This is a genomic window from Rossellomorea orangium, assembly GCF_019334305.1.
In the GTDB taxonomy this organism is placed as follows: Bacteria; Bacillota; Bacilli; order Bacillales; family Bacillaceae_B; genus Rossellomorea.
Map to the genome: position 1 here is coordinate 100,822 of NZ_JAHWGH010000025.1, position 13,303 is coordinate 114,124.

A 13,303-nucleotide genomic window follows, 5' to 3' on the forward strand; every position below is an offset into this window, starting at 1 on the left:
CTAGTCTATCATTCTGATCTCAAGCCACTTTCTGTATGCTGTATGCATCACGGGAAGTGGCTTTTTTGTTGCCCATTTCGGGTCGTCTGGAAAAGGAGCAGGAAATTATGTCATTTTCAAAAGTACTACGAAACGAAGTCAATGAAATTTGGGATGCGAGCTTTCAACATCCTTTCGTTAAAGGAATAGGGGATGGAACGTTACCAATCGAGAAGTTCAAGTACTATCTTTTGCAAGATGCCTATTACCTTTCACATTTCTCAAAGGTGCAGGCGCTTGGTGCATCAAAGGCATTGGATCTACATACGACATCACGAATGGCAACGCACGCTGTAGGGACGAATGAAGCAGAGCTTTCATTACATGAAAATTTCTCCAAGCAATTAGGCATTACCGAAGAGGAAAGAAAGAATTTCAGGCCTGCCCCTACGGCATATGCCTATACCTCGCATATGTATCGTTCCGCACGGTATGGGGGTCTAGCTGATATCCTGGCGGCGATCCTCCCATGCTATTGGCTCTATTACGAAGTGGGGGAACGCCTGAAATTTTGCACACCGGAAGAGCCTGTTTATCAGGAATGGATTAAGGCATACGGAGGGGAGTGGTTTAAAGAGCTAGTGGAAGAACAAATCCAACGACTTGATGAATTGGCAGAATCCATGACCGAATGTGACAAAGAAAGAATGAAAGAGAATTTCATTTTAAGCAGCATTTATGAATTACAGTTTTGGGAGATGGCTTATACCCTTGAACAATGGCCGTTTCAGCATGCCCTGTATCCAGGTAAGGAAATGAGTGAAACACATGTCTAAATTAAAACTGACCGACATTTTAGTGACGGTGGTCATTTCCATTATGTTTGGCGTCATTTATAAGCTTTGGGGGCCATTTTATAATTTGTTGAAACCAATTGGATTGCATGCAGATCAATTTATCTATGGAATGTGGTTCATGGCGGCCACAGTGGCATTCTTGATTATCCGAAAACCGGGAGTCGCCATTTTAGCAGAAATAGCCGCTTCTTCAGGAGAGTTTCTAATGGGTTCAGAATGGGGACTCGAGGTTCTTTTATTCGGAGTGATTCAGGGATTGATGGCAGAATTGGTATTCTTCCTAACGAAATATAAACGCTATGATCTTTCAATTATATGTTTAGCGGCTGTTGGGTCTGCATGTGGCTCCATTTTAATGGATTACATGAAAGGGTATATAGGGGATTTAGTCCTTTGGAATTTGACATTATTCATCGTTGTGAGAATACTTGGATCGATTGTCATCGCAGGTGCAGGATCTTTTTATGTGGTAAGGGCTCTTGAGAAAACAGGAGTCACAAGTCTAGTAAGACGAGCAAATCAAGATGATTACGATGTATTGAACCATTAAAGGGGTGATGCGTATGCATGTCGAAAAACTTCGACTTACATTTCCCGGATCGGAAAAACGGATGTTTAATGATGTCAGTCTGTCAATCAATGAAGGGGAGAAAGTATTGCTATTGGGACCATCCGGATGTGGTAAATCAACACTTCTCCATGTTTTATCAGGGGTGATCCCCAGATCTGTGGATGTTCCCATGAGAGCTGCAAACTTGGAGGCATCAGAATCTTATGGCTATGTATTTCAAGATCCGGACTCACAATTTTGTATGCCCTTCGTTGATGAAGAATTGGCCTTTGTGCTGGAGAATTTACGGACTCCCCGTGAAAAGATGAAAGGTGAAATCCGACGGTTATTATCTGAGGTGGGATTGGAACTTGATGATCCCCATACGAAAATCTCAACATTATCAGGAGGCATGAAGCAGAAATTGGCCATTGCTTCTGCTCTTGCCTCGGTGCCAGATACATTGTTCCTGGACGAACCGACTTCGATGTTGGATGAGCAAAGTACAACATCTGTTTGGAAAACAATAAAAGAGATCTGTTTAGATAAAACACTGGTAATCGTAGAGCATAAACTTGATCACGTCCTTGACATGATCGATCGAATCATCGTTTTCGATTCAAATGGAACCATTATGGCGGATGGAGCGAAGGAGTGGATCATGAACCATTACAAAGGTACGTTGAAGAGCTTGGGTGTCTGGTATCCGGACGCCTGGAAGGAGTATCTGACATCCCGTCAAACGAGGGAGATTCCCTCGTTGGGACCTGTGATTGCAAGACTGGAGGATTTTAAAGGCTATATTCAAAAGAAAGAAAAGGTTCATTTGCCTCATGCCGAAATCCGTAAAGGGGAATGGATTGCTATAACAGGAGAGAATGGTGCAGGGAAATCAACGTTACTTCACAGCTTAATGAAATTCATTCATACGAGCGGTACGTACGAATTAAATGGAATACAGGTCAAAAGGAAAAAAGTTCCGAAAGATTGTGCGTTCGTATTTCAAAATCCCGAATTACAGTTTGTCACCCATTCCGTTTTTGATGAAGTGGCCAATAGCTACCGGCTAAAGAGCTTCACCGAAGAGAGTGTGGAAAGAAATGTTCATGAGCTACTCCAGCGATTCCATCTTCGTACATTTAAGGAACATCATCCTTATTCTTTATCTATGGGTCAAAAACGCAGATTAAGTGTTGCAGCATCCATCGTTCCCAGTAAGGAGATTCTGTTATTGGATGAACCAACCTTCGGACAGGACGCTCTTAATACGTTCGAACTAATTGAAATGCTTTTCGAGTTACAGCAAGAAGGCGCAACTATATTGATGGTGACTCACGATATTGAAATCATCCGTCATTTTGCCACCAGGGTATGGACGATTGAAAATGGAAGACTGAGTCAAGATGAGGGTGTAGAAGTAGTGAGGAGTAAAGCATTGTGAATATGGAAATCGTTCATAAACACACCTGGCTCCATCACATTAACCCGAGTATGAAATTGATCGTAATGGTTGCCCTTTTTCTATTTTTACTATTCGTTCATTACTTGAACTGGCTAATGTATTTGACCTTGTTCGCTTTCCTCTTATTGTGGTCATTCTCTGGATATGCGAGTAGGTTAGTGATGTTAATGACCATGCCATTTTTCCTTGTATTTCTCTCTACGTCTTCCTCAATGATCATGTTCGGGAAAGGGGAGACAACGTGGCTTTCTTGGGGGATGATCCAAGTGACAGAGGAGAGTTTTTATAGGGGAATTCATATTGGATTAAGGGCATTCCTATTCGCTGTTTTGGGCCTCTTATTTGCTCTGACGACGAGACCTGTCCTGCTGTTTTATTCGCTTATGCAGCAATTGGGACTTAAGCCGAAGTATGCATATAGTTTTATGACCGGGATAAGACTGATCCCCATCATGATGGAAGAGTTCAATACCATCCGGAATGCACGGAGAGTCAGGGGCACCCGTGAACAAAAAGGCTTTAAGAAACTATTCCATATCATAGAGTCCTATTCCATCCCCTTACTGGCACAAAGTATCAGGAGGGCTCACAGAATTGCAGTTGCCATGGAAACAAAAGGATTTGAGGGAGATGGGGAGAGAACCTATTACTACAAAGTAGGATTTTCGAAATTTGATGGCTATTTTATTCTGAGCATCATCACTCTGATTTCTTTAAGTTATGTCCTTTCTATTTATCTACCAATATTTCCGACGGGAGATGTTCGTTATGGAAACTGAAAAGAGGCGACGACTACATGTCATTTCCACTGGTCAGCAATCAAGGGAAGAATTGGTGGAAATATCGAAAGCCATCCATCCCTATTTCGATATGCTTCATATTCGCGAAAAAAGCTGGACAGGGGCGGAGTTGATTAAAACCGTCGATGAATTAACAGCTGCTGGTGTTCCTTTAAGGAAGCTGTGCATCAATGACCGTGCAGACATTGCTTGTATGAAACACGTAAGAGGAGTCCACCTTGGACATCATAGTGCTCCTGTATGTCTTGTGAAGGAACGTTTTCCATCCTTGAAAATCGGTTCATCGGTGCACAGCATAGAAGAAGCACAATGGGCATATGACCAAGGGGCAGATTTTCTTCTATATGGGAATGTTTATGAAACGACGTCTAAACCAGGGAAAGAAGGCAGGGGGACTGTTGATTTAGAAGACATCGTTTCGAACATCCCTCTGCCCATTATTGCCATCGGGGGTATTACACCGGAACGAGTTGAAGACATTGTGAGAAGCGGTGCAAAGGGTATCGCGGTATTATCAGGTATCTTTCTTTCAGAAAATCCTCTCGAAGCAGCCCGTACTTATTATAAGGCAATCCATAAGGAGGTGAACCAGCTTGGCGAAACAATATGATGTCTTGATTGTAGGGGGAGGGGTAATCGGCTGCTCCATTCTGTACCAGCTTACCAAAAGAGGAAAAAAAGCATTGCTGATTGAGAAGAATCAATTGGCATCCAAAGCATCAAAAGCTGCAGCGGGAATGCTTGGGGTACATACGGAGTTAAATGGGGGAAGCCCCCTCTATAGGGTGGCTAAGAACAGCCGGAATATGTACCCCGTTCTTGCGCGTGAATTAAAAGAAGTAACGGGTATGGATATAGAGTATGTTGAAAATGGAATGGTCAAACTGGCAAGGACAGAGGAAGAGGCACAGACTTTAATAAGTGTTGCTACCAAATTGGATCAGGATGAAGAGGTAGAATGGCTATCCTCTCCAAAGCTTTCAGCCTTCGAACCTCTTCTCTCTAAGAAGGCGACAGGCGGTTTGTTCATTCCACGTGATGGGAACGTCGCGGCACCAAAGCTGACAGAAGCGTTAGGGCTCGCGTCAGTCAGATTAGGGGCTCAAGTCAATGAGTATACGGATGTATACGACTTTATTGTTGAAGGAAGTAGAATATCGGGAGTTCAAACGTCAATCGGTCCCTTATATGCATCTGAAATAATCGTTGCGGGCGGTGCGTGGAGTCAATCTCTATTGGAGAGAGTCGGTGTGACACTTCACTCTTATCCAGTCAAAGGGGAATGCTTTTCGGTGAAATGTTCCCGGAAACTGGTGGAGAGGACCATTTTCACTGAGGGCTGCTACATCGTTCCGAAGGTGGGGGGGCGATTTCTAATAGGCGCAACAGAACACGCTCATACTTTTGATGAGACCATTTCCGTTAGCGGGATGATGAGTTTAATGAAGAAAGCTACAGATATTTTACCAGAACTGATCCATGCCGATTGGGAAAAAGCCTGGTCAGGTATTCGGCCGCAAACACAAGGAGGACTACCGATCATCGGAAGGAGTGAAAGGTGGGAAGGGCTCTCCATTGCAACGGGGCACTACCGGAATGGTATTCTCCTGGCTCCCATCACAGGAGTCATGATGGCAGACCTTATAGAAGGCAAGGAGAATCGATTACTACATTCACACGTAGGGAGTTGAGAAAGTGGAATTAAAGATTAATGGACAGCTGGTGACAGTCCCTGACACAATCTTTACGATAGAAGATCTTATACACCATTTCAAATTGAAGAATCGAACGATTATGGTTGAACAGAATCACACCATTTTAAGAAGAGAAGAACATGAAAAGGCAACAGTTGAAAATGGAGATACCATTGAACTGGTTCAATTCGTAGGAGGCGGTTAACATGTTGAAAATCGGAAACTATACATTCCATTCCAGATTATTGTTAGGAACAGGGAAATATCCTAATTTTGATATTCAGAAGAAAGCAGTCGAGGTTTCTGGTGCAGAGATTCTTACGTTCACGGTAAGGAGAATGAATATATTCGAGCCCAGTCAACCCAATTTCTTAGAAAAACTCGACTTGGATAGCTACTCATTATTACCGAACACGGCTGGTGCAAAAACAGCGGGCGAAGCGGTACGGCATGCACAGTTAGCCAGGGCATCAGGGCTATGTGACATGATCAAGGTGGAAGTGATCGGATGTGACAAAACTCTATTGCCTGATCCTGTTGAAACTCTGAAGGCCACGGAAGAATTGATTAAAGAAGGATTCACCGTCCTCCCTTATACTTCTGATGATGTGGTTCTGGCAAGTAAATTGGAAGAGTTGGGGGCACATGCCATTATGCCTGGTGCATCACCGATCGGATCGGGGCAAGGAATTGTGAACCCGGTAAATCTTCGCTTCATTATTGAGCAGGCAAACGTACCTGTCATCGTTGATGCTGGAATTGGATCACCTGCAGATGCTGCTTTTGCTATGGAACTGGGCGCAGATGCTGTGTTGTTGAACACGGCGGTGTCACAAGCGAAAGATCCCGTTAAGATGGCCAATGCCATGAGACTTGCCATTGAGGGTGGCCGTTTTGGTTATGAAGCTGGAAGAATCCCCCGAAAGCGCTTTGCTTCAGCCAGCAGCCCGACGGAGGGGATGAGTGTTTGAATGAGGAGAGATATTCAAGACAAGTCTTATTTTCACCCATTGGAAGAAAAGGCCAGGAAAGGATAAGGAATAAGCATGTGCTGGTCATTGGGGCAGGAGCTTTGGGCACGGGGAACGCCGAAGTCCTCGTTCGTGCCGGCATTGGAAAGCTGACGATCGTGGACCGTGATTACGTCGAGTGGAGCAATCTGCAACGACAGCAACTTTACAACGAGCAAGATGCAAAAGATCATCTCCCAAAGGCGATCGCTGCCAAAAACAGGCTGGAGGAAATCAATTCTTCGGTTGAGATTGAAGCACATATTCTGGATGTCATGCCTGAAGAGTTATTGAACTTGGCTATGGGTGTGGACCTGATCATCGACGCTACAGACAACTTTGAAACGAGGATGATCTTGAATGATGTATCCCAAAAACTTTCCATCCCCTGGCTCTATGGAGCATGTGTAGGGAGCTATGGCATTTCATTCACGATTCTTCCCGGTGTCACACCGTGTCTTCATTGTTTACTCAATGAAGTCCCGATAGGTGGCCTGACATGTGACACAGCAGGAATCATCAGTCCTGCCGTATCACATGTAGTCGCCTATCAAACGACGGAGGCATTAAAGATTTTAGTGGAAGACTATGAATCTATCAGCCATAGGGTAGTCTCTTTCGATTTATGGAAAAATGAGCATGTGTCACTGGATGTGAGGAATTTGAAAAGAGAAGAATGTCCTTCATGTGGTGTACATCGAACGTACCCAAGTCTTCGATATGAAAATCAAACCAAAACGGCCGTCCTGTGTGGACGGGATTCCGTGCAAATCCGGCCAGCTTCAAGGCACTCTGTTAACCTGTTGGCCATTTCTAGAACACTTGAGAACCAAGGCAAGCGCGTGGAAAGAAATCCATATTTGATCAGATTCAAGGTAGATTCCCTCAAAGTCGTATTATTCTATGATGGAAGGGCACTTATTCATGGAACGAAAGAAATTATGAAAGCAAAATCAATTTATCATCGTTATTTTGGTTGAAAGAGGAGTGTATACAGATGGTGTATAAAGCGTTGACAATTGCAGGGTCGGATAGCAGTGGCGGTGCCGGCATTCAAGCGGATCTAAAAACCTTTCAAGAGTGCCATGTCTATGGTATGTCTGCCATTACAGCTGTTACAGCACAGAATACAAATGGTGTGCAGGGTGTATTTCCATTGTCGGCTACGGAAGTAATAGAACAATTGATATCCGTAGCTGAAGATTTACCTCCCCAAGCTGTAAAAACGGGAATGTTAGTGAATGAGGAGATCATTGCTTCTGTTAGTGAATTCGCCAGCTCCTCAGTCTGGGAAAAGCTTATAGTCGATCCTGTGATGATTGCGAAAGGGGGAGCTTCATTATTAGAAGAGAAATCCATTGAAACATTGATTAATCAATTAATCCCGATTGCTTACGTCATCACTCCCAATATACCTGAAGCAGAAACATTAACCGGAAGAGAGATACTGAACGTCGATGATTGCCGGAAAGCTGCGGAGGACCTTTACAAGATGGGGGCAAAACATGTAGTCATAAAGGGCGGTCATCAGTCACAATCTCAATCATTATATGCCACTGATATTCTCTATGACGGAAAAGGATTTTATGAGTTTACAAGTTCAAGAATCTCTACGCCCCACACGCATGGAACAGGCTGTACGTTTTCAGCGGTCATCACAGCAGAATTGGCGAAAGGGAACACCGTATATGATTCAGTCCATACTGCCAAGGGATTTATTACAGCCGCCATCTCACATTCTCTCGGGATCGGGAGTGGACACGGGCCAACGAATCATTGGGCTTATTTTGAAAAGGTAAAAATATGACTCTGAGAGACTCTTTAAAGCTATATTTTGTGATGGGCAGCCAAAATTGTGACAGATCTCCTGCCCGTGTGTTGGAAGATGCACTTTCAGGCGGGGTTACCATGTTTCAATTTCGAGAAAAGGGGATTCGTTGTTTGAAAGGAAAGCCTATGATGGAACTGGCTCTTGAACTGCAGCAGTTGTGTCAAAAGTACAGTGTCCCCTTTATCATCAATGACGATGTGGAGCTTGCATTGTTATTGAACGCAGATGGTGTACATATAGGGCAAGAGGACGATCCCATCGAGGAAGTCCGTAAAAAAATCGGTAATAAAATTCTTGGCGTCTCAGCCCATAATGTTAAGGAAGCCAAGCTCGCGTTAGAGTCAGGTGCGGATTATCTTGGAGTCGGCCCTATGTTTCATACGACAACAAAGAGTGATTGTAGAATCGTTAAAGGACCTAAGGTGATTGAATCAATAAGGGAAGAGGGAATCCACCTCCCGTTGGTAGGGATTGGAGGGATCCATACTGGAAATGTCCATGAAGTTCTAGAAGCAGGTTCAGATGGTGTAGCGGTCATATCAGCGATTTCGAAACAACCGGAACAAGCTCGTATCCTATTCCAGTCGGTCCAGGATAATCTTTTACAATCAATGTAGATGGATTTTTATCGGACAAAGCAACATATCTTGACCTCCTCTATCATACTATACAGTAGACCCCGGTCTAACTTGTATTATCAACAACGATAAGAGGGAGGGTTTTGAATGAATGTCTGGTTTGTATTATTGAACATTTTGGTGTTTCTTGTTCTCATTGGTGTTTTATTTCATATGCAAAGAAAAAATGTTTCGTTTTCAAAGCGGGTCTTTAGCGCGCTCGGACTGGGTATTGTTTTCGGTCTCGGTTTACAGTGGGTGTATGATGCGGGGAATGAAAATGTCACCCAGTCGATTGAATGGTTCAATATTGTGGGAACAGGTTATATTAAACTGCTTCAAATGATTGTCATGCCCCTCGTGTTTGTGTCGATTCTTTCAGCATTTACAAAATTGAAACGATCTTCTAATCTAGGGAAAATTTCTGTATTGATCATCGGTTTGCTTGTGGGAACTACTGCTGTTGCGGCTGCAGTCGGAATTGCGACAACCGCAGCATTCGACCTTGAAGCCATCCAAATTGATCAAGGAAATGCCGAAGCAGCAAGGGGTGTTCAATTGGAGGAGCGGGCAGCTGCTCTAGAAGGTCAAAGCTATCCTCAAAAAATCTTGGAGCTCCTGCCTCAGAATCCTTTCCTTGATTTGACCGGAGAAAGAGCAACGTCCACCATAGCTGTTGTGATATTTGCAGCCTTCATCGGTGTCGCCTATTTAGGGGTTCAGCGTAAGGAACCTGATGCGGCTGAATTCTTCAAGAAAATCGTGGATTCCCTCTATGCAGTCGTAATGAGGATCGTAACCCTTGTATTGAGGCTGACGCCATTCGGAGTGCTTGCCATTATGGCTAAAACGGTCGCACTGAGTGATTTCGATGCCATTATGAAGCTTGGTGAATTTGTAGGTGCTTCCTATGTTGCATTGATTATCATGTTCTTGATTCATTTAATATTACTGACGCTTACGGGACTGAATCCGGTCACATATGTGAAAAAAGTACTCCCCGTATTGGCCTTTGCCTTTACATCCAGGTCCAGTGCAGGGACGTTACCCCTTAACATTCAAACTCAGAAAAATAAACTCGGTGTATCAGAAGGGATTGCCAACTTCTCGGGATCTTTCGGTTTATCCATCGGACAAAATGGATGTGCCGGTGTATATCCTGCAATGCTTGCCGTCATGATTGCGCCGACGGTTGGCATTGACCCATTAACCCCTTCGTTTATTTTGACGCTTGTTGCTGTCGTTGCCATCAGTTCCTTCGGTGTTGCAGGAGTTGGCGGTGGTGCCACATTTGCCGCTATTCTCGTCTTGTCTGCCATGGATCTTCCCGTGGCGTTAGCGGGTCTATTGATTTCAATAGAACCTTTGATTGACATGGGAAGGACAGCTGTTAATGTGAGTGGAGCGATGACATCGGGTATCATAACGAGTAAGGTAACGGGAGAACTTGATACTGAAACCTATAATAAAGACATGATGGAAGCGGACGCTTAAATGTCGGGCTGGCTCATACTCCGATGAGCCAGTTTTTTTTATGAGTAATTTTATCTTTTTAAGTCTTTATAATTGAAAATTCAGACAATATTATTTACTATAGAAGTAACATACCGACCGGTTAGTATCTTTGGTGTGTGAATGACTGAATGACATAGGGAGGCAGGAATATGCATGTAAAGAGCTTATTTGATTTGTCTGGTAAGGTGGCACTGGTGACTGGTGGAGGCAGGGGTCTAGGAAAGCAAATCGCAACGGGTTTTGCAGAGGCAGGAGCCAATGTTGTTGTCTGTTCAAGAAATGTAGAAGCATGTGATGAAGTCAAAAAGGGTTTAGAGGGTATCGGTGTTCAAGCTCTTTCCTTTCAATGTGATGTCACGAACCCTGAAGAAGTCGAGAGGGTTGTGAATGAAACCAAAAAAGCGTTTGGCCGCATAGACATCCTGGTGAATAACAGCGGAGCTTCATGGGGGGCTCCTGCAGAAGAAATGCCCATTGAAGCATGGCATAAAGTCATGAATGTAAATGTGAATGGGACCTTCATTATGTCACAGGCCGTAGGAAGGCTGATGTTAGAACAGCAGGAAGGGAAAATCATCAATATCGCATCTGTAGCTGGTCTTCAAGGTACTGACCCAAGGTATATGGATGCCATCGGCTATAGTACAAGTAAAGCAGCAGTCATCAATTTCACGAAGGATCTTGCCGTGAAATGGGGCTCTCGGGGCATACATGTTAACGCAATCGCACCAGGCTTCTTTCCGACAAAAATGTCTAAAGGAATCCTCTCCCATGCAGGGGAAGCCATTTTAGAAGGTACGCCATTAAATCGGTTCGGCAACGAAGATGATCTAAAGGGAGCGGCTCTATACCTTGCTTCCCGTGCATCTGATTTTGTAACGGGATCCGTCCTTGTGGTGGATGGCGGCTCATCAGCCATGTAACAAGTGAAATTAAATCAATAAGGAAGGAAGGATGTCATGGAGTTCTCCCACTCTCCGAAAGTACAAGAATATCAAAATAAGCTATCCCGTTTTATGCAAGAGTATGTTTATCCGAATGAATCATTATATGAGGAACAGCTTAATAGGCAAGAAACTCGCTGGAGCACCGTCCCGCCTATCATGGAAGAATTAAAATCCGAAGCAAGGAAACAAGGGTTGTGGAACTTATTTCTCCCCGATAGTGATTTTGGTGCAGGGTTAAGCAATGCGGAATACGCACCGCTGTGCGAGATCATGGGAAGGTCCCTGATTGGTCCGGAAGTGTTCAATTGCAATGCTCCCGATACAGGTAATATGGAAGTATTAGAGCGTTATGGAACACCTGCCCAAAAGGAGCGATATCTGATTCCCCTCCTCAATGGCGAGATCCGCTCCTGTTTCTCGATGACGGAGCCGGAAGTTGCCTCATCCGATGCAACTAACATCAAGGCAAGTATTGTTCGGGAAGGAAATGAATACGTCATCAATGCCACGAAATGGTGGTCATCCGGGGCTGGTGATCCTAGGTGCAACTTCTCGATATTGATGGGGAAAACAGACCCTGGGGCAAGTCGCCATGAACAACAATCGATGATCATTGTACCATTGGACGCGGAGGGTGTTAAAATCGAGCGGATGCTTCCTGTTTTTGGATACGATCATGCCCCTCATGGTCACGGTGAAATCACCTTTACCGATGTACGTGTGCCTCTTGAAAATATGATTTGGGCAGAAGGGAAAGGATTTGCCATTGCGCAAGGCCGGTTAGGTCCAGGCAGAATTCATCATTGCATGCGTTTGATCGGTGCAGCGGAAAGAGCGCTAGAGGAATTATGTAAGCGCGTTCATTACAGGGAAGCTTTCGGTAAGAAACTTTCATCTCAGGGGGTCGTAATGGAATGGATCGCTGATTCACGAATTGAAATCGAGCAGGCACGCCTTCTGACCATGAAAGCGGCTTATATGATGGATACCGTCGGAAATAAATTGGCCAAACAGGAAATAGCGATGATAAAGGTAGTGGCTCCTTCCATGGCATTACGTGTTATAGACAGGGCGATTCAGGCATTTGGGGCTGCCGGGGTATCAGGAGATCATTCAATGGCCGCACAATGGGCGAATGCCCGCACATTACGTCTTGCCGACGGGCCAGATGAAGTACATCGTGCTCAACTCGCAAAATTAGAACTGAAGAAATATCAAAAAGCCTCTCCGGTAGAGAGCTAGGAAGAGAGAGTGATTGATTATGAAGCTATCGGGTAGGGTTTCGATTATAACTGGCGGGGGTGGTGGAATAGGACGTGCGACCGCTCTGAAATTTTCTGAAGAAGGGGCTTCCGTGGTCGTGGCAGATATGGACGAACCGTCCGGTGAAGAAACAGTTAGACTCATCAGGGAAAAAAAAGGGCGTGCATTATATGTAAGAACGAATGTGAGAAACAGTGAAAGTATTCAAGAGCTCGTACATAAAACGGTCGAGCACTTCGGAAATCTGGATATCCTCGTTAATAATGCAGGAATCGGACAGTCAGAAGTCAAGAGTGTCGATTTAGAAGAAACAGAATGGGATGATGTCCTTGATACCAACTTAAAGAGCATTTTCCTGAGTATGAAATATAGCGTACCGGAACTGATGAAAAAAGGCGGGGTCATCGTGAATGTTTCGAGTCTTCTGGGTTTGAAGGGAAGAAAATACGTATCAGCCTATAATGCTGCAAAAGGCGGAGTGGTTTTGTTGACGCAAAATGCCGCACTGGAGTATGGAAAAGATCGTATCCGGGTAAATGCTGTAGCTCCAGGTGTCATCGATACAAACATCATTGAAGGGTGGAAAAAGGATGAAAGGAAATGGTCGGTGATATCTAAATCAAATGCCCTCAGAAGGATAGGAAACCCGGATGAAGTGGCATCTGCGATCTTGTTCCTGGCATCGGATGAAGCCTCCTTTATCACTGGAGCCACATTACCAGTAGATGGTGGTGGATTGATTTATTAGGCAAGTCAGAGGCGTATGAAATATCTGAAA

General features: G+C 44.4%; 15 protein-coding genes. All 15 read left to right on the forward strand.

Annotated features, from left to right (window positions below; translation table 11 throughout):
- Positions 1-107 precede the first annotated feature (107 nt).
- The 15 genes from tenA to KYJ26_RS21730 all read left to right on the forward strand — a co-directional run bounded on the left by tenA (position 108) and on the right by KYJ26_RS21730 (position 13,273).
- Positions 108-815, forward strand: coding sequence for a thiaminase II (tenA, locus tag KYJ26_RS21660; RefSeq protein WP_219169945.1), 708 nt, complete (start codon positions 108-110; stop codon positions 813-815).
- On the forward strand, positions 808-1,386 hold the full coding sequence (locus KYJ26_RS21665; RefSeq protein ID WP_219169947.1) for an ECF transporter S component: 579 nt from the start codon (positions 808-810) through the stop codon (positions 1,384-1,386). The genes tenA and KYJ26_RS21665 overlap by 8 nt, the downstream gene beginning before the upstream one ends.
- 13 nt (positions 1,387-1,399) lie before the next feature.
- Positions 1,400-2,827 carry an ABC transporter ATP-binding protein gene (locus KYJ26_RS21670; RefSeq protein WP_374939787.1) on the forward strand — a complete coding sequence of 476 codons (1,428 nt, stop codon included), beginning with the start codon at positions 1,400-1,402 and terminating at the stop codon, positions 2,825-2,827.
- Positions 2,824-3,627 (forward strand): energy-coupling factor transporter transmembrane component T family protein, encoded by an 804-nt coding sequence (locus tag KYJ26_RS21675; RefSeq protein ID WP_219169951.1) that lies wholly within the window; start codon positions 2,824-2,826, stop codon positions 3,625-3,627. Before KYJ26_RS21670 ends, KYJ26_RS21675 begins: the two co-directional genes overlap by 4 nt.
- On the forward strand, positions 3,617-4,258 hold the full coding sequence (tenI, locus tag KYJ26_RS21680) for a thiazole tautomerase TenI (protein WP_219169953.1): 642 nt from the start codon (positions 3,617-3,619) through the stop codon (positions 4,256-4,258). Before KYJ26_RS21675 ends, tenI begins: the two co-directional genes overlap by 11 nt.
- A complete protein-coding gene (gene thiO, locus KYJ26_RS21685) occupies positions 4,242-5,339 on the forward strand; it encodes a glycine oxidase ThiO (protein WP_219169954.1) in 1,098 nt (365 codons plus the stop codon). The genes tenI and thiO overlap by 17 nt, the downstream gene beginning before the upstream one ends.
- Positions 5,340-5,343: 4 nt before the next feature.
- The gene (thiS, locus tag KYJ26_RS21690) at positions 5,344-5,547 is read left to right on the forward strand and encodes a sulfur carrier protein ThiS (protein ID WP_219169956.1); all 204 of its coding nucleotides are present in this window, start codon (positions 5,344-5,346) and stop codon (positions 5,545-5,547) included.
- 1 nt (position 5,548) lies between these two features.
- Positions 5,549-6,313 carry a thiazole synthase gene (locus KYJ26_RS21695; RefSeq protein ID WP_219169958.1) on the forward strand — a complete coding sequence of 255 codons (765 nt, stop codon included), beginning with the start codon at positions 5,549-5,551 and terminating at the stop codon, positions 6,311-6,313.
- Positions 6,310-7,332: a thiazole biosynthesis adenylyltransferase ThiF gene (locus KYJ26_RS21700; protein WP_219169960.1), complete on the forward strand. Its 1,023-nt coding sequence runs from the start codon at positions 6,310-6,312 to the stop codon at positions 7,330-7,332. Before KYJ26_RS21695 ends, KYJ26_RS21700 begins: the two co-directional genes overlap by 4 nt.
- A gap of 17 nt (positions 7,333-7,349) precedes the next feature.
- Positions 7,350-8,159, forward strand: coding sequence for a bifunctional hydroxymethylpyrimidine kinase/phosphomethylpyrimidine kinase (gene thiD / locus KYJ26_RS21705; RefSeq protein WP_219169963.1), 810 nt, complete (start codon positions 7,350-7,352; stop codon positions 8,157-8,159).
- Positions 8,156-8,800, forward strand: coding sequence for a thiamine phosphate synthase (gene thiE / locus KYJ26_RS21710; protein WP_219169965.1), 645 nt, complete (start codon positions 8,156-8,158; stop codon positions 8,798-8,800). The genes thiD and thiE overlap by 4 nt, the downstream gene beginning before the upstream one ends.
- Positions 8,801-8,908: 108 nt before the next feature.
- Complete coding sequence (locus tag KYJ26_RS21715) at positions 8,909-10,294, forward strand: L-cystine transporter (RefSeq protein WP_219169967.1); 1,386 nt, start codon at positions 8,909-8,911, stop codon at positions 10,292-10,294.
- Positions 10,295-10,464: 170 nt separating this feature from the next.
- Entirely contained in the window at positions 10,465-11,238 is a 774-nt protein-coding gene (locus KYJ26_RS21720) for an SDR family oxidoreductase (RefSeq protein ID WP_219169969.1), read from the forward strand.
- Between the two features lie 36 nt (positions 11,239-11,274).
- A complete protein-coding gene (locus KYJ26_RS21725) occupies positions 11,275-12,504 on the forward strand; it encodes an acyl-CoA dehydrogenase family protein (protein WP_219169971.1) in 1,230 nt (409 codons plus the stop codon).
- 19 nt (positions 12,505-12,523) lie between these two features.
- A complete protein-coding gene (locus tag KYJ26_RS21730; RefSeq protein ID WP_219170293.1) occupies positions 12,524-13,273 on the forward strand; it encodes an SDR family NAD(P)-dependent oxidoreductase in 750 nt (249 codons plus the stop codon).
- Positions 13,274-13,303: the final 30 nt, after the last annotated feature.

Coding starts and splice junctions, on each gene's coding strand:
- tenA (WP_219169945.1), top strand. CDS start 108: ATGTCATTTTCAAAAGTACTACGAAACGAAGTCAATGAAATTTGGGAT.
- KYJ26_RS21695 (WP_219169958.1), top strand. CDS start 5,549: ATGTTGAAAATCGGAAACTATACATTCCATTCCAGATTATTGTTAGGA.
- KYJ26_RS21670 (WP_374939787.1), top strand. CDS start 1,400: ATGCATGTCGAAAAACTTCGACTTACATTTCCCGGATCGGAAAAACGG.
- tenI (WP_219169953.1), top strand. CDS start 3,617: ATGGAAACTGAAAAGAGGCGACGACTACATGTCATTTCCACTGGTCAG.
- KYJ26_RS21665 (WP_219169947.1), top strand. CDS start 808: ATGTCTAAATTAAAACTGACCGACATTTTAGTGACGGTGGTCATTTCC.
- KYJ26_RS21725 (WP_219169971.1), top strand. CDS start 11,275: ATGGAGTTCTCCCACTCTCCGAAAGTACAAGAATATCAAAATAAGCTA.
- KYJ26_RS21720 (WP_219169969.1), top strand. CDS start 10,465: ATGCATGTAAAGAGCTTATTTGATTTGTCTGGTAAGGTGGCACTGGTG.
- KYJ26_RS21715 (WP_219169967.1), top strand. CDS start 8,909: ATGAATGTCTGGTTTGTATTATTGAACATTTTGGTGTTTCTTGTTCTC.
- KYJ26_RS21730 (WP_219170293.1), top strand. CDS start 12,524: ATGAAGCTATCGGGTAGGGTTTCGATTATAACTGGCGGGGGTGGTGGA.
- thiE (WP_219169965.1), top strand. CDS start 8,156: ATGACTCTGAGAGACTCTTTAAAGCTATATTTTGTGATGGGCAGCCAA.
- thiD (WP_219169963.1), top strand. CDS start 7,350: ATGGTGTATAAAGCGTTGACAATTGCAGGGTCGGATAGCAGTGGCGGT.